The following is a 15,504-nucleotide window of genomic DNA, read 5'->3' on the forward strand; positions in this document are numbered from 1 at the left end:
TCAAGGGGCTCGCGAGATCGGGCGACGGCCTCATCATAGAGTCTCTCCCGCCAGCGCGCCGAAAAGAATGACCGCCGCCGTTGCGGCGCTGGCTTGCGCGAGCTGCTCTGCAAGCTTTGCAATCGTGGTGCGGACAATCCGCTCCTGGGCGCGGCCCAGAGACTCCGCAAATAGCGCCGGGGTGTCGGGAGCCATGCCGTGCTCGATCAGCTTTGCCGCGAGCGCCGGGAATGTGCGCTTGCCCATATAGACCACGGTCGTCGATTCCGGATCGGCCAGTGCCGCCCAATTGAGATTCGCGGGCAACCGCCCGGTGACATCTGGGCCGGTCACGAACTGGACGCGGCGCGAGGTGTGCCGGCGGGTGAGTGGAATGCCGCGCGCTGCCGCAACGCAGGCCGACGTGACGCCTGGAATGATCTCGTAGTCAATGCCCGCAGTTTGCAGCGCCTCAATTTCTTCTTCAAGCCGGCCGACGATGCCGGCGTCTCCCGATTTCAAACGAACAACGCGGGCGCCTGCGGCGGCGTAGTCGATGAGCAGCCGGTTGACGTGCTCCTGTTTGGCTGAGGGCCGGCCCACACGCTTGCCAACCGCTACCAGATTGGCCCCGGCTCGGGCGTAATCGAGGATCGCGCCCGAGGCAAAGTCGTCATACAGCACGACATCAGCGGCGCGCAGACGCGCTGCCGCCTTGAGCGTCAGGAGCTCGGGATCGCCTGGGCCGGCCGAGACAAAGGAAACAAAGCCGCTCACCTGTCCTCCGCAATGAGGTGGAAGAACGTGCCGGTGGCGTAGCCGCGCCGCGAGCCCGTCTCCGCAACGACCGCGCCAGTCGCGTCGCGTACGATAGCCAAAGCTGTATCGGGCTGCGAGACGATCGTGGAGTAATGGAATTCATGGCCGCGCAGTAGCGCGCCGGCCTGATATCCGGGCATCGGCAGAGCAAGTTCCGCAAGCCGATAGCCCAGATGCATGCGACGTTGGGCAAAACTCGTATGCAGGCCGAGCAGTCCCGTCATCTCATGGTGTGTGCCGTGGGCGTCAGTTAAAGCGGTGCCAAGCAGCATGTAGCCGCCACACTCGCCATGCACCGGCCGTGTCTCGGCAAAGGATTTTAGCGCACGGCGACATCGGCGATTTGCCGCGAGTTGGCCGGCGTGCAATTCCGGATAGCCGCCGGGCAGCCAGCAGACGTCGGCACTGTCATCAGGACCCTCGTCGGCGAGCGGCGAGAAGGTCGTGATCTCGGCTCCGGCGGCACGCCAGGCCTCCAGCATGTGCGGATAGACGAACGAGAATGCGCCGTCGCGCGCCAGAGCGATGCGTTGCCCGGGTGGCTTTACGCTTGGGCCGTACGCGGCGCATGGCGCCGTCCAGGCGCATGCCGCCGATTGCAGCACTGCATCGAGATCGACATGCTCAGCGACGAAGCGGGCGGCTTCCGCGATCAGGCCGTCGACCTCGCCCTGCTCCTCAGCCTGTACCAGGCCAAGATGCCGCTTCGGCAAAGTGATCGCGGCGTGGCGGGGCAACGTCCCGAACACCAGAATGCCGGCGCCTGCCATGGCACGGCGCACCAGGTCCTCGTGCCGCGTGCTGGCGACGCGGTTGAGAACGACGCCGGCAAGACGCACGCCCGCGCGGAAATCGCGCAGTCCCGCAGCCACCGCTGCAGCGGTTTGCGCCTGTCCGGAAGGATCGATCACAAGCAGGACCGGCCAGCCCATCATCTCGGCAATATCGGCGGTGGCGCCGGTGCCCGAGACGCCCCGCGCGGCAACGCCATCGAACAGGCCCATCGAACCTTCGGCCAGAACGAGATCCGCATCCGCACCGCGCGCGGCGAGCACTTCGATCGCCTCACGCCGCATGGCCCAGCTGTCGATATTGACGGAGGCGCGTCCCGTAGCGGCGGTATGAAAGGCCGGATCGATGTAGTCCGGCCCGCTCTTGAAGCACTGGACCTTCAGCCCGCGATCGCGATAGGCGCGGGCCAGCGCCAGCGTCAGCGTCGTCTTGCCGACACCGGATGCCGGCGCGGAGATGACGAGGCTCCGCGCCATCACGACGCCTCCGGAAAACGCGGCGTCGTGCCGACAGGCCGGTAGCGACGGTCATAATCGGTGGCGTACAGACGACTTTCGCCAAACTCCTCCGTTCCCAAGGTACAGCCGACCAGGATGAGGGCAGTGCGTTCGAGCTCGGTACCAACCGCAGCGTCCAAGGTACCGAGCGTGGCGCGGATGATGCGCTGGTCGGGCCAGCTCGCGCGCCAGACGATCGCCACCGGGCAGTCCAGACCATAATGAGGCGCGAGTTCGGCGACCACCTTGGCGAGCATATGCACCGAGAGATGGATGGCGAGCACCGCACCGGTGGCGGCGAAGGCGGCGAGTTTTTCGCCCTCAGGCATCGCGCTCGCCCTGCCCGGCGTTCGCGTCAGCACCACGGACTGCGCAAGACCCGGCAGCGTGAGCTCGACTTCGAGCGCCGCCGCCGCTGCGGAAAAGGCCGGCACGCCGGGGGTGATTGTATAGGGAATGTAAAGCGCACGCAGGCGGCGCAATTGCTCGCCCATCGCCGACCAGATCGAAAGGTCGCCGGAATGAAGCCGTGCGACATCCTTGCCTTCCGCGTGCGCGGCAACGATCTCGGCGATGATCTCATCGAGCGATAGCCGTGCGGTATTGACGATCCGCGCACCTTGCTGGCAATGCGCAAGAACGCCCTCGGGCACGAGCGAGCCAGCATATAGGCAGACCGGACAGGCGGCAATCAGATCACGGCCGCGCAAGGTCAGCAGATCGGCGGCCCCCGGCCCTGCGCCAATGAAGTGCACCGTCATTCGCCATCTCCTTCCGCGATCGCTGCGGTGGCCGTCCGATCGTGCGAAACCATCCGTGTCGAAATAAGGCGCGCATGTCGGCCGGCCGCTACAAGCGCGGCGGCTTCCGCGACGGATCCCGCGCCGAGCTTCGCCTTGATGAATTCAGACTGTGTCGGCGTAATGATGCCAGCCAGGGCCTTGGCCGGCACGGCCTTGATCGGCACGTTGAGCTCACGCGCCAGCAATTTGAGCGCCGCCGCTTCTGCCTTCTCGCTGACGGTTGCGACAGCCGCGATTCCGTCGGGACCACCTGCGGCGACAAGCGCTTCGCGCAGCGAAGCAACATTCACGTCACGCCTGAATCCCAGACCCGCGACCTTCACTTCACCGCACTCCATTGCACGACCGGCCGCGCCGCCTCCCAGGACCGGTAGCGGCCGAGGCTACCTGCCTGCGCGATTTCGACCCGCATCAGTTCGCCGCCGCAACGCTGCTGCAGGTCCGACAGCAACGCCTCCGTCTCCAACGTGACGGCGTGCGCAACGATCCGCGTTCCCGCCTGCATGCGGGACCACACGCCATCGAACATCGCGGCATCAAGCCCTCCGCCGACGAACACCGCCTGTGGTGTCTCGATGCCCGACAGAATGCCGGGGGCCGTTCCCTCGATGACGGTGATCCGATGCGCCAAGCCGAAGGCGGCGGCATTGCTGCGGATATTCGCCGCGCGATCGCCTCGTGCTTCGATGGCCGTCGCCACGCCTCCGCACAAGGCCCACTCCACGGAGATCGAGCCGGAGCCCGCACCGATGTCCCACAATCGCTCGCCGGGCTTGGGTGCCAGCACCGAAAGCGCAAGAGCGCGCATCGGACGCTTGGTAATCTGGCCGTCATGCACGAACAGCGAATCCGGGAGGCCAGAACTGCGTGACAGCCCGTCCGATCCGCCGGCCTCCAACGCAATGGCTGCCAGACCGGCGCTATGGTCGGTGACGTAGCTGTCAGCGCGATGTTGCGTGATGGTCTCGCGTGGGCCGCCAACCGCGGTGAGAGTCCATAACCGCGACTCCCCCAGCCGCGCGCTGTCAGCCATTCGGCCAGATCGCCGGCCGCCTTGCCGTCGCGCACCAGACAAATGATGCGCGCGCGGCGCGCCAGATGCGGAACCAGCCGTTCAAACGGTGCAGCATGAAGGCCGAGACAGCTCACGGATTCCAGCCGCCAGCCAAGCCGTGCTGCCGCCAGCGAGAATGTTGACGGTGCGGAATGGACGATCCATTCGCCGGCAAGCAATTTCTCCGCGAGACTTGCGCCGACGCCGTGCCAGAACGGATCGCCCGAGGCGAGCACCGCCGTCGGCCGGCCGCGGCAGGCCAGCACGCAGTCCGCATCGAACGGCACCGGCCAGGGACGGCCGCGGTCGGCAATGCCTGCCAGCGCGAGATGCCGTTCGCCGCCAAAAACCGTTTCGGCTTCTGCAAGGGCTTTTCGACTTGCTTCGGAGAGGCCTGCAAGGCCATCTTCGCCGATGCCGATAATTGTCAGCCAGGGATTACCCATGATGCGCGCCCTCATCCTGGGCGGAACGAGCGATGCCAATGTGCTCGCGGACGCCGCGGCGCGTGCGGGGCTCAACGCGGTCTATTCCTACGGGGGACGCACCCGCGCCCCTGCAAACCAGCCGCTGCCGACCCGCATCGGCGGCTTCGGCGGCGCGAGCGGCCTTGCCGAATACCTTCGTCGAGAACGAATTACGCATGTCATTGACGCGACCCATCCCTTCGCGGCCGAGATGAGCCGCAACGCGGTTGCGGCGTGTGCGACGAGTGGAGCCCAGCTGATCGCGCTCGAGCGCGCGCCCTGGGCGAAAGCGCACGATGAAAGCTGGATCGAGGTCGCGGACATCAGCTCCGCTGTCGCGGTGTTGCCAGACGAGCACGCGCAGGTGTTTCTTGCGATCGGCCGGCAGCATATCGCCCCCTTCGGCGCCAAGCCGCAGCACGCCTACACTTTGAGGTTTGTCGATCCTCCCGCTGGACCGCTGCCGTTGCCAGACGCCGACGTCATCGTGTCGCGCGGACCATTCACCCTCGCCGGCGAATTGGAGATGATGCGCTCGCGCGGCATCGAATGGATCGTTGCCCGCAATTCCGGGGGAACGGGCGCGCGTGCCAAGATCGACGCCGCGCGCGAACTCGGCCTTCCAGTTGTCATGCTCTCGCGGCCGCAACTGCCGGACAGGCCGCGGGCGGAAAGCGTGGCCGAGGTCATGGAATGGCTCGGTCATCGGGCATGCCTCGGAGCATAGACCCAGCGACCGACGCGACGGGTCGCCGAATTACCGACGATGACGAGGGTTCGCATGTCGGCCATCTCCGATCGCGCCTCGTGCAGCGTGACCGTTCGAATTCGCTCTTTGGGCGTGCTGACAGCGTGCGCGAAGATCACGAGGCGTTCACCGCAGCCTGCCTCACGCAGAATCTCGAGCGCGCGTCCAAAACCCTCGGGCCGGCTCGCCGAACGCGGATTGTACATCGCGATCGCGAAGTCGGCTTCGGCGGCAAGTCGCAGGCGTTTCTCGATCGTCGGCCACGGCTTCAGATTGTCGGAGAGGTTCATGGCGCAAAAATCGTGACCGAGAGGCGCGCCGGCGCGGGCAGCGGCCGCCAGCATCGCCGTCACGCCAGGAAGGACCCGGATGGGAAGCCCCTGCCATTGCGGCGATGCTTCAAGCGCTTCGAACACGGCTGAAGCCATCGCGAACACGCCGGGATCGCCGGAGGAGACCACAATGACGTGGCGTCCTTCCGATGCCAGCCGCAGGGCGACGGCCGCACGCTGCAACTCCATGCGATTGTCGGATGGATGCATCGTAAGCCCGTCACGGGCCGGCACGCGCTCGACATAGGGCGCATAGCCCAATATGTCGGTCGCGGCAGCGAGCGCGGCGGAGACTTCCGGCGTGACCAGCGCTTCGTCGCCCGGCCCAAGTCCCGCGATGGTCAGCGAGCCCGTCATTCGGCGGACTCCATGCGCCGCCCCCGCCCGTGCACCAGCACGATCGCAAAATAGGGGCAATCTGCCTCGTCGACGTCTCTCAGCCGCGCCACGCGCTCGCCCGGCATGGTGCCGCGCTCAATCAGCCATGCGTCATCAAGCCGGCCGGCGACCGCCAACGCGCGACGGACCTTCCCGAGATTGCGCCCGGTCTTCATGATCACGAGCGCATCGGAATTGCGCACGCGCCGTTCGAGTTCGTGCTCCGGCAACGTTCCCATCAGCACCGTCATCACGTCGTCGCCAAGGGCGATCGGCTGGCCAACCGAATTCCAGCAGCCCGCCATTCCGGGAATGCCTGCGACCACCTCGATCTCTATTCGCCCCTGCAAGCGAGCGTGCAGGTGCATGAAGGAACCATAGAAATAGGGATCGCCCTCGCAAAGCACGACAACGTCGACCGCGCGAGTGAGCCGCGCAAGACGCTCTGCCCACTCGTCGTAAAAGCCGGCGAGGAGGCGGACATATTCCGGACTGTCAAAGGCGATCTCCGTAGTGACCGGATATTCCATCGGGTATTCGCAGATGTCCTTGGCAAGTAGCCCATCGACGATGCGCCGGGCCTGGCCGGGGCGACCTTTCTTCCGGAAATAGGCAACATGCGTCGCCGCGCGGACCTCGCGATCAGCGCGCACACTCATCAAGTCCGGATCGCCTGGCCCGAGGCCGCAGCAGATAATACGACCCACGGCTATTCGCTCCGGCTTGCCAGCGCATTCACGGCGGCAACCGTGATCGCGGATCCGCCAAGACGTCCTTCGACCGTGAGCGCGGGCGTGGGCGGATCGGCCATCAGCGCAGCCTTGGCTTCAGCCGCGCCGACAAAACCGACCGGACAGCCGATGATCGCCGCCGGCCTTGGACAGTTGCGATCCTCCAGCATGTTGAGGAGGTGAAACAACGCGGTCGGCGCATTGCCGATGGCGACGATCGCCCCATCGAGATGCGACCGCCACAACTCCAGTGCTGCGGCTGAGCGGGTATTGCGCATCGATTGCGCGAGCCTGGGGACAGCAGGATCGTCGAGCGTGCAGATAACGGCGTTGCCGACGGGCAGGCGCGCGCGCGTGATTCCCCCCGACACCATGCGCGCATCGCAGAGCACAGGCGCACCATTCTGCAAGGCAGTCCGCGCGATATGCGCCATGCCGGGCGTGAAGCGGATATGCGCCTCGAGACCCACCATGCCGGCAGCATGGATCATGCGCACGACCACCGGCTCCTCGTCGGGAGTGAAACGCCGAAGGTCCGCCTCGGCCCGGATAGTGGCGAAGGATTGCCGATAGATCGCCGCGCCGTCGGTCTCATAGGTGTGCGGCATCAATGCCCTCCCATTAGAACGGAGGGATCCGCAACGATCTCCGTACCGCTCAGTCCACGCAGGAACGGCGCATCGCGCGTCGAGCCGCCGCGAACGAGATCGAATCCTGCGCTGGTCGCAACGAGCGTGATCGAAGCCGGGGCGGAATGGGCACAACCCTTGGCGCAACCGGAGACGTGAAGCCGGACATTTGCGGCAATATGCGGCGCAAGCGCGGCCGCCAGCGCGCGCGTATCGGCATGCGCCTCGCGACAGCGCGGAGCGCCGCTGCAGGCAACAACGCGCAGAACTGGATCATCGGCTTGTGTGATAAAGCTCTCGCAGCGAGGCACCGCGTGCAGCCCTTCCGCCAATATCATCCGCCACGGCGTGACGCGCAGCGCCGGTGCGTGACTGGCGAGATAGCTTAGCGCCGAGTGGGGCACTTGCCCGAACGCTGCGCCGAGCATCGCGCCATGCGGATAAAGGCCGGGAAGTGGCGCAGCCAGGAGGCGAGCGGGTTCGGCGTGGCCGCGAAGAGCTTCCGGCGGTCTTGCGCCGGTGCCGATGTGGGCGGCCATCCGCCCTCGCCCGCCCTTGGCTCCGCCCGAGGCGATGAACCATTCGGCCAACGCGAGCGCGACCTGCACGGCTTCTCGTCGCCTGACGGGCCGGCCAAGCGCCTGGCCGTCGGCGCGCACAATGAGCTCACCTACAAGATCGCGCTCGATCCGAACGTCGGCGGAGGCGCCGGCTAGCCGGCGCTCCTTCCCGTCGTCGACGGCGAAGCCGAATTTGGTCGGTAGATCGAGAGGACTGCTGGCAAGAGCCCGCTCGAGCTCAGCGGCAATCGAGCAGGTGTCGTCGCCAATGGTCCAGAACGGCGTCACCAGAACGTTGCGCCGCGCCTCGGACTCCGGATTCTGATCGAGCAACTCCAGCCGCGCGAGTCCGTCGGTCAGCGGCAGAAGACCTCCATCACTGACACCCCGGATCTGGAGGTTCGCCCGGCTGGTCAGATCGATCAGACCGTTGCCGTGGCGCTCTGCCAGTTCCGCAATTCCTGCCGCCTGCCTCGCATCGAGCCTTCCGCCATGCGGGCGAATGCGTACCACCAGGCCGTCCCCCGACTGCATCGGACGCAGGGCACCGGGGCACCAGCCCTTGATCGCGACGACGCTCATGAAGCCTCCCGCAGCGCGGCCGCGATCGAATTGCGCCGCGTCATCCAGAGCGAAGCTTCATGCAATCGGGTGAAGCAGGTTTCGATCGCCGCGAGCGCCACAGCATTCTCACGTGCCATGAACGCGCGAACGTCGTCGTTACCGAGCGTCGTATCGTAATAGAGATCGAAGAGATGCGGAGGCACGGCGTCGGCAAGATGGGCGAAAGCGGCCATGTGCTCGAGCGTCGCGGCGATCTCGGCCGCACCCCGAAAGCCATGACGCATCATGCCTGCGATCCAGTCCGGATTGGCCGCGCGCGCACGCACGACGCGCGATATTTCCTCCGTCAACGCGCGTGCATGCGGCCGATCGGGTCGCGTTGTGTCGAGGTGATAGAGCGATAGGGCGGCCGCACCAAGCCGCGCGGCCGCGGCCGCAACGCCCGCCTCATGCACGGCATAGTCTGCGGCAACGAGCAGGTCGGTCTCTGGCAGGTCCTGAGCATGGACGAAGGCGTCAGCCGCGGCGAGCCTCGCCTCGATACCCGCGCGGTCAGGCCGCATCGCTCCATCGGTCGCGAACGCCCAGGACGAAGCCGATAGCCAGGCTTCACCGGCCGCTTCGCGCGATTCCTCCGTGAAGACATCCGGCATCGATGCCATGCCGACGCCATACTGCCCGGGACGCGGTCCGAACACCCGCGCCGCGCGATGGCGATAGGGATTTTCGTCACCCTCCTCGTCGCGTTCGGAAAGCGCTTCACTCGCCGCCTCGAACAACCGTGCAAGACCTGAAAAGACGTCGCGGAACAGCCCTGACACGCGAAGCGTCACGTCGATGCGTGGCCGGCCGAGCGCGGCCGGCGCGATGATGTCATAACCCGTAATCCGCCCCGAGGCCTGATCCCAGCGCGGCGCAATGCCCGCAAGATGCAAGGCCATCGCAAAGTCCTCGCCTGCGGTGCGCATGGTCGAAGATCCCCAGAGATCGACCAGCAGCCCCTTCGGCCAGTCCCCGTGATCCTGCAGATGACGGCGCAGCAATTCCTCGGCAAGCTTGATCCCCTGCGCATGCGCCGACGGCGTTGGTATGGCGCGGGGATCGACGGCATACAGATTGCGTCCAGTAGGCAGCACATCGCTGCGCCCACGATACGGCGAGCCGGCAGGCCCCGGCGCAACGCGCCTGCCGGAGAGCGCATCGAGCAGCGCGGTTTTCTCCGCGTCACCGCAAGCCCCGAGGCCGAACACATGCAGGCCGTCACAGAACTGGCTCTCCTTGAGATCGCAAACGAATCGATCGATCCGCGGAATGGCATCGGCCGGCGCGGCTGAAGCGGCAAGGCCAAGATCATCATCGAGGCCCGCGGCACGGGCTTCATCACGGATCGCCCCAACCAGGCGCTGGCGGCGTGCGGGATCGAGGCCATCGGCGGTCGAATATTCATCAAGCAGCTGCTCGAGCCGGCGCAGACTTTCGGGCAACGCGGCCTTTGCCAGCGGCGGCGGCAAATGGCCGATCGCGACGGCGCCGATCCGCCGCTTGGCCTGCGCCGCCTCGCCGGGATCGTTGACGATGAAGGGATAGATCACCGGCAAATTTCCGATCAAAGCCTCCGGCCAGCAGGAGCACGACAGCGCGACGGACTTGCCGGGCAACCATTCGAGCGTTCCATGCGTCCCCATATGGACGATGGCGTGGATGCCTTGCTGCCTGAGCCAGAGGTAGAGGGCGACATAGGCGTGGCGCGGCGTGCGCGAGAGATCGTGATACTCGGTATCACGATTAAAGACTTCGCCGCGTTCTGGCTGAACCGCAATGATGGTCTTGCCACGCCGGATCGCTGCGAAACGAAATTCGCCGCCGCGACAAGAGGGATCATCCTCCGGCGCTCCCCATGCGCTCGCAAGGTCTTCCTGCAATTCGCGTGAAAGCTTTGCCAGCGCCGCGCGGTAATCGGCAACGCCAAAGGTCAATTCCTCCCGCAGGAGGGCTTCACCGAGTGCTTCTGCAGCTTCGACATCGAAACCTGCAGCGCCGAGATCCGACAGCAGCGTCTCGACCGAAGCAAGCGCGTCAAGCCCGACTGCATGTGCGATCTGGTGCGGCCGACCGGGATAGCTCGAAAGCACAATTGCCAGCCGCTTTTCGCCTGCCGGCGTGTTGGCGAGCCTGTGCCAAGCCGCCACCCGCTCGGCGACAGCACACACGCGTTCGTCGTCGGGCCTGTGCGCGAGACCGGCAAATTGCAGATCGGGGTCGCGCTCGCCCGGTGACTTAAAGCTCACCACGCCGGCGAACAGCCGGCCGTCAACCTCCGGCAACACCACATGCATCGCCAGATCGCCCGGCGAAAGACCGCGAAGCGATCCGGCCCAGTCATCGCGCCCGGCCGTCGACAACGCGACCTGGAATACCGGGCAGGATACGATATCGAAAGGCGTCGTGCCACCGTCGCCGACCGCAGAAAAGGCAGTCGCATTCACGATAACGGCCGGAGCACGCTGCTCGAAATGAGCCCTCAACCAATCCGCCACACCGGCAGCTTTCAGCGAGGTCACGAACACGCCATAGGCATCAAAGCCCTTTTGCCGTAGCGCTGTGATCAGCGCGTCGACCGGTGCGGTATCTGCAGCGGTGAGATAGGAACGATAGAAAGTGACCAGCGCGCGCGGCCGCTGATCGGGACTTGGCTGTACCGCCATTGCACCGCAATCCGGGTCGTAGAAACCGATCTCCGGGATTTCAATCTCTCCCATGACGGGCCCCGCATAGAAGCCCGCGGCCAGCGCGAGCTGGGCGATCGACGCTTGCGCCGCCGTCGCACCGCCCTTGTCGCACAAGGCTTTCAGCCGTCTGAGCGTCGAGATGGGTAATGTCGAGAGCGCATCCAGGCGCGGGTCGTCGCGACCGTCCGCCGGGAGCACCGCGAGCGCGATGTCGCGGTCCTTCGCCAATTGATGCAGGGCAGACAGTCCATATGACCAGTAGGACTCGCTACCGATCAGGCGCACCAATACGCCGCGCGCATGCGACAACGTCCGTTCGATATAGGTGTCGACCGACAGCGGATGACGCAGCTCTGCAAGATTCGCGAGCCTCAGCGACGGCAGGCCGGCACGACCGCGGCGCCAGCCGGAAGCAAACGCGGCGAGATCGCTGTCCGAAAACGAGAGCACCACAAGGTCGGCCGGATCCTGGCCGAGATCCTTGGGCGTCGCGGTCTCCTCGAGACCGCGGCTCTCGCGAAAGACGACGTGCATCAGACTCCAAGTCCCGCCCTGATGGCAGCTTCGTCGATGTCGTCGTGTTCACCGATCAGAACCAGCTTCGACTGCCTTGGTCGTGTGCCCCAAGGCATATCGAACTGATGCCGTACCCGCTCCCCGACCGATTGCAGGAGCAATCGCATCGGCTTGCCCGCGACGGCAATATATCCCTTGGCGCGCAGCACATTTTGTTCGCGCGCAAGCCGCTGGATCGATGCGACCAGCGCATCGATGTTCGCAACTTCCGGGAGCTCGACGACAATGGAGGCAAAATCGTTGTGTTCGTGCTCCTCCTCGCCGTCGTGGTGCGAGGGGCGCGCGGCGAGATCGTCTTCGGCCGCCACTTCGAGACCAAGGATCAAACGCGCATCGACTGCGCCGTCGATGACCGGCAGCATCAGCACGCGACGCGGCATCTCGGCGGCAATCGCCGCCTTGGCCGCTTCCAGCCCGTCAGCGCCGGCAAGGTCCGCCTTGGTCAGCAGCACGATATCCGCGCAAGCGATCTGGTCCTCGAACACTTCCGACAGCGGCGTCTCGTGATCGAGATTTTCATCGGCCGCGCGTTGCGCCTCCACTGCGGCAAGGTCCGGCGCGAAGCGACCGGCCGCCACCGCCTCAGCATCCGCCAGCGCGACCACGCCGTCGACCGTGATCCGTGAGCGGATCTCTGGCCAATCGAACGCCTTGAGCAGTGGCTTCGGCAAGGCCAGTCCCGATGTCTCGATCAGGATATGGTCGGGCTTCACCCGGCGCGAGAGCAGCTGCTCCATGGCGGGAATGAAATCGTCGGCGACCGTGCAGCAGATGCAGCCATTGGCAAGCTCGACGATGTTCTCGGCAGGACAGCTGGCGTCCGCGCAGGATTTAAGGATCTCTCCGTCCACGCCTTCGCTGCCGAACTCGTTGACGAGCACCGCAAGCTTCTTGCCGTTCGCGTTGGCGATCAGGTGCTGGATCAGTGTCGTCTTACCCGACCCGAGAAAGCCGGTGACGATGGTGACCGGGACCTTGGCGAGCGTGTTCATTCTGCGGTCTCCGGCACGACGGCGATGGATGGAATGCGGGCAAGCGATTGTTTGCGGAAGATCTCCGGCCGGCTGCGCCATGGCACGATGCCGTCGGACGCCGCCGCATAGGCCGCAGCGCCGGCAACAACATCCGGCGCGTTTACATCGGACAAGCGGCCGTACACATAGGACCAGCGTCCGGGGGCGCTGAGCGCGATCGAGCAGCCTTGGCTGCAAGCGGACAGGCACTCGACCGGAACGACGTTGACGCTTTCCGGCACGCCAGCCTCGAGGATGGCGCTGTGCAGACGCGCGCCTAGCGCGGTTTCGCCTTCCCTTGGCGATTGGCCGGCACGGCAGGTGACACAAACATGAAGCGTGACGGTCATCGCCCCTTCCTCAAAAAATTTGGCGGGGGCGATGAGGCACACGAACCGGTGACGTGAGGGTTCGTTCCCCGTCGCGGATCACCCCGTCCGCCGGTTCAATCGGTGCGCTGGCAGGTCTCCCGGCTTGCGGAGTAGGTTTCCCTTCGATCCCGCCTTCCCAACCCCAAGAGGGATCAGTGGCTTTTGGAATCTCTCCGGTCACGGTCGCGGGGGCGGCTGCGCTTCAGGCTCAAGCTTCGAAACTTTAAGCCCTATCGCATTCCCTCTTCGCCTGTCGTAGGACAGGAACCAACGCTCCCTCACCATTTGCCCTAGCGTGCAACTTGTCAAGCCAAAGGAACGTGCACATGATTTCCGAACCAGATGCCGTTGAGGAGGAAACCATCGTCTCCGAGACTTCGCTCGAGACCCGCCATGCGGCCAAAATGGCGAAGAAGAAGGCCGCCCGTGACCGGATGATGGCCGCCAAGAGCAACGAGAAGGGACTTCTCATCGTCCACACCGGGGCGGGCAAGGGAAAATCTTCCTCGGCCTTCGGTATGATCATGCGGTGCGTGGCGCATGGCTTTCCCTGCGCCGTCGTGCAATTCATCAAGGGGGCGTGGGACACCGGCGAGCGCCGTCTTCTGACCGGGCATTTTGGTGAACTGTGCCAATTCCACGCGATGGGTGAAGGCTTTACGTGGGAAACACAGGACCGTGCCCGCGACATCGCCGCCGCACGCGCGGCATGGGAGAAGGCCATGCAGTTGATCGCCGATCCAGCCCTGCGCATGGTTGTCCTCGACGAGATCAACATTGCGCTTCGCTATGACTATCTCGAGGTTGGCGAAGTGGTCGAGTTTCTAAAGAATGCAAAGCCGCCCATGACGCACGTCGTCCTCACCGGACGCAACGCCAAGCAGGAATTGATCGATGCCGCCGACCTCGTCACCGAGATGACGCTGGTGAAGCATCCGTTCCGATCCGGCATCAAGGCGCAGCCCGGCGTCGAGTTCTGACAAAGTAGCCGAGAAATCCGAATCCATGGCGCGCGCATTGATGATCCAGGGAGCGGGCTCGGATGTGGGCAAGTCGCTCATTGTCGCGGGCCTTGCACGCGCCGCGACGCGCCGCGGCTATCGCGTGCTTCCCTTCAAGCCGCAGAACATGTCGAACAATGCGGCCGTGACCATCGACGGCGGCGAGATCGGACGCGCGCAGGCATTGCAGGCGCAAGCCGCAGGCGTCGAGCCTCACACCGATATGAATCCCGTCTTGCTGAAACCGGAGACGGATGTCGGCGCGCAGATCATCGTTCAGGGACGTCGTGTGGCGACGTTGCGCGCGCGTGAATACGCGGCCATGAAGCCCTCGCTGATGGGTCCGGTTCTCGAGAGCTTCGCCCGCCTGAAGGATCGCGCCGATCTTGTCCTGGTCGAGGGCGCCGGCAGCCCCGCTGAAATCAATTTGCGGAGCGCCGATATCGCCAATATGGGCTTTGCACGCCGGGCGGACGTCCCGGTGGTGCTGATCGGCGACATCGACCGCGGCGGCGTCATCGCGCAGCTCGTCGGAATCAAGACCGTGCTCGATCCCGCGGATGCCGCGATGATCCGCGGTTTCGTCATCAACAAATTCCGCGGCGATCCATCCCTGTTTGACGACGGTTACCGGCTGATCGAAACCCACACATCCTGGCGGGGCTTTGGGGTCCTGCCCTACTTCGCTCGCGCCAACGAGCTTCCGGCCGAAGATGCGTTGGGGCTTGTCGGCGCGCGCAAGGAGGGGCAATGCAAGATCGCCTTTCTCGCGTTGTCGCGGATCGCGAATTTTGACGATCTCGATCCGCTGAAGCTCGAACCCGGCGTGGACCTTGTGATGGTCCGGCCGGGAGAGGCGATCCCTGGCGATGCAAAGCTCGTGATCGTTCCCGGCTCCAAGTCGACACGCGGCGACCTCGCCTTCCTGCGCGCTCAGGGTTGGGACATTGATCTTCTTGCCCACCATCGCCGCGGCGGCCATGTCCTCGGCGTCTGCGGCGGTTACCAGATGCTCGGACGCAATGTGGCGGATCCAGAAGGAATCGAGGGACCCGCGGGAGAAACGCCAGGCCTCGGACTCCTGGATGTGACAACACTGATGACAGAGCAGAAGACGCTCACGCACGTTACAGCGTCCCACGCCGCGACGAACCAACCGATCGAAGCCTATGAGATTCACATCGGGCAGACCGACGGGCCGGATCGCGCAAGGCCATTTGCCAGTCTCGGCGGCGCGCCGGAAGGCGCGGTTTCCAGCGACGGACGCGTGCACGGCAGCTATCTGCACGGCCTGTTCGCGTCCGACCATTTCCGCAAGGCATTTCTCGCGCAACTCGGCATCCCGGCTGCAGACCAGCAGTATCGCGCCAGGGTCGAGAGCGCGCTCGACGCGCTCGCCGAGCACATGGATACCCATCTCGATCTTGAAGGTCTGCTCGCGCTTGCCCGCTGAAGCGTGAT

At 65.2% G+C, this 15,504-nt stretch carries 14 protein-coding genes, 1 pseudogene and 1 riboswitch; of the genes and pseudogenes, 3 read left to right on the plus strand and 12 right to left on the minus strand.

The genetic code is table 11. The features are described 5' to 3' along the window. Positions 1–33 precede the first annotated feature (33 nt). The 5 genes and pseudogenes from cobA to cbiE all read right to left on the minus strand — a co-directional run bounded on the left by cobA (position 34) and on the right by cbiE (position 4,390). On the minus strand, positions 34–756 hold the full coding sequence (gene cobA / locus ACFXS9_RS04175; protein WP_392685381.1) for a uroporphyrinogen-III C-methyltransferase: 723 nt from the start codon (positions 754–756) through the stop codon (positions 34–36). Beyond that, positions 753–2,066, minus strand: a complete 1,314-nt coding sequence (locus tag ACFXS9_RS04180) for a cobyrinate a,c-diamide synthase (RefSeq protein ID WP_392685384.1) — start codon at positions 2,064–2,066, stop codon at positions 753–755. Before ACFXS9_RS04180 ends, cobA begins: the two co-directional genes overlap by 4 nt. Continuing rightward, a complete protein-coding gene (gene cobM, locus ACFXS9_RS04185) occupies positions 2,066–2,848 on the minus strand; it encodes a precorrin-4 C(11)-methyltransferase (protein WP_057846099.1) in 783 nt (260 codons plus the stop codon). Before cobM ends, ACFXS9_RS04180 begins: the two co-directional genes overlap by 1 nt. Further along, positions 2,845–3,213, minus strand: a complete 369-nt coding sequence (locus ACFXS9_RS04190; protein WP_392685387.1) for a cobalamin biosynthesis protein — start codon at positions 3,211–3,213, stop codon at positions 2,845–2,847. The genes cobM and ACFXS9_RS04190 overlap by 4 nt, the downstream gene beginning before the upstream one ends. Continuing rightward, positions 3,210–4,390, minus strand: a pseudogene (gene cbiE / locus ACFXS9_RS04195) (precorrin-6y C5,15-methyltransferase (decarboxylating) subunit CbiE). Before cbiE ends, ACFXS9_RS04190 begins: the two are co-directional and overlap by 4 nt. Between cbiE and ACFXS9_RS04200 the strand changes: the two are divergent. After that, the gene (locus ACFXS9_RS04200) at positions 4,389–5,138 is read left to right on the plus strand and encodes a cobalt-precorrin-6A reductase (protein WP_057846102.1); all 750 of its coding nucleotides are present in this window, start codon (positions 4,389–4,391) and stop codon (positions 5,136–5,138) included. The pseudogene cbiE and the gene ACFXS9_RS04200 sit on opposite strands and share 2 nt — an antisense overlap. Here ACFXS9_RS04200 and cobJ read toward each other — a convergent pair. From cobJ to ACFXS9_RS04235, 7 genes are read right to left on the minus strand one after another with little or no spacing between them, the layout of a single operon-like run. Continuing rightward, positions 5,114–5,848, minus strand: coding sequence for a precorrin-3B C(17)-methyltransferase (gene cobJ / locus ACFXS9_RS04205; protein ID WP_057846103.1), 735 nt, complete (start codon positions 5,846–5,848; stop codon positions 5,114–5,116). The genes ACFXS9_RS04200 and cobJ overlap by 25 nt on opposite strands. Next, a complete protein-coding gene (locus ACFXS9_RS04210) occupies positions 5,845–6,576 on the minus strand; it encodes a precorrin-2 C(20)-methyltransferase (RefSeq protein WP_057846104.1) in 732 nt (243 codons plus the stop codon). Before ACFXS9_RS04210 ends, cobJ begins: the two co-directional genes overlap by 4 nt. A gap of 2 nt (positions 6,577–6,578) precedes the next feature. Continuing rightward, positions 6,579–7,208, minus strand: coding sequence for a precorrin-8X methylmutase (locus ACFXS9_RS04215; protein WP_057846105.1), 630 nt, complete (start codon positions 7,206–7,208; stop codon positions 6,579–6,581). Then, entirely contained in the window at positions 7,208–8,371 is a 1,164-nt protein-coding gene (gene cobG, locus ACFXS9_RS04220; protein ID WP_392685391.1) for a precorrin-3B synthase, read from the minus strand. The genes ACFXS9_RS04215 and cobG overlap by 1 nt, the downstream gene beginning before the upstream one ends. Continuing rightward, positions 8,368–11,616 carry a cobaltochelatase subunit CobN gene (gene cobN, locus ACFXS9_RS04225; RefSeq protein WP_392685394.1) on the minus strand — a complete coding sequence of 1,083 codons (3,249 nt, stop codon included), beginning with the start codon at positions 11,614–11,616 and terminating at the stop codon, positions 8,368–8,370. The genes cobG and cobN overlap by 4 nt, the downstream gene beginning before the upstream one ends. Continuing rightward, positions 11,616–12,650, minus strand: a complete 1,035-nt coding sequence (gene cobW / locus ACFXS9_RS04230; protein WP_057846108.1) for a cobalamin biosynthesis protein CobW — start codon at positions 12,648–12,650, stop codon at positions 11,616–11,618. The genes cobN and cobW overlap by 1 nt, the downstream gene beginning before the upstream one ends. Then, positions 12,647–13,021, minus strand: a complete 375-nt coding sequence (locus tag ACFXS9_RS04235; RefSeq protein WP_057846109.1) for a DUF1636 domain-containing protein — start codon at positions 13,019–13,021, stop codon at positions 12,647–12,649. The genes cobW and ACFXS9_RS04235 overlap by 4 nt, the downstream gene beginning before the upstream one ends. A 91-nt stretch (positions 13,022–13,112) precedes the next feature. After that, a riboswitch (cobalamin riboswitch) is annotated at positions 13,113–13,329 on the minus strand. Between the two features lie 39 nt (positions 13,330–13,368). Between ACFXS9_RS04235 and cobO the strand changes: the two genes are divergently transcribed. Together cobO and ACFXS9_RS04245 are read left to right on the plus strand one after the other, a co-directional pair. Continuing rightward, positions 13,369–14,022: a cob(I)yrinic acid a,c-diamide adenosyltransferase gene (cobO, locus tag ACFXS9_RS04240; RefSeq protein ID WP_392685398.1), complete on the plus strand. Its 654-nt coding sequence runs from the start codon at positions 13,369–13,371 to the stop codon at positions 14,020–14,022. 25 nt (positions 14,023–14,047) lie between these two features. Then, positions 14,048–15,496, plus strand: coding sequence for a cobyric acid synthase (locus ACFXS9_RS04245; protein WP_392685401.1), 1,449 nt, complete (start codon positions 14,048–14,050; stop codon positions 15,494–15,496). The last annotated feature ends 8 nt before the right edge of the window (positions 15,497–15,504 follow it).

Origin of the sequence: Bradyrhizobium sp. RDI18 (assembly GCF_043203335.1) — a bacterium.
Taxonomy (GTDB): domain Bacteria; phylum Pseudomonadota; class Alphaproteobacteria; order Rhizobiales; family Xanthobacteraceae; genus Bradyrhizobium; species Bradyrhizobium retamae.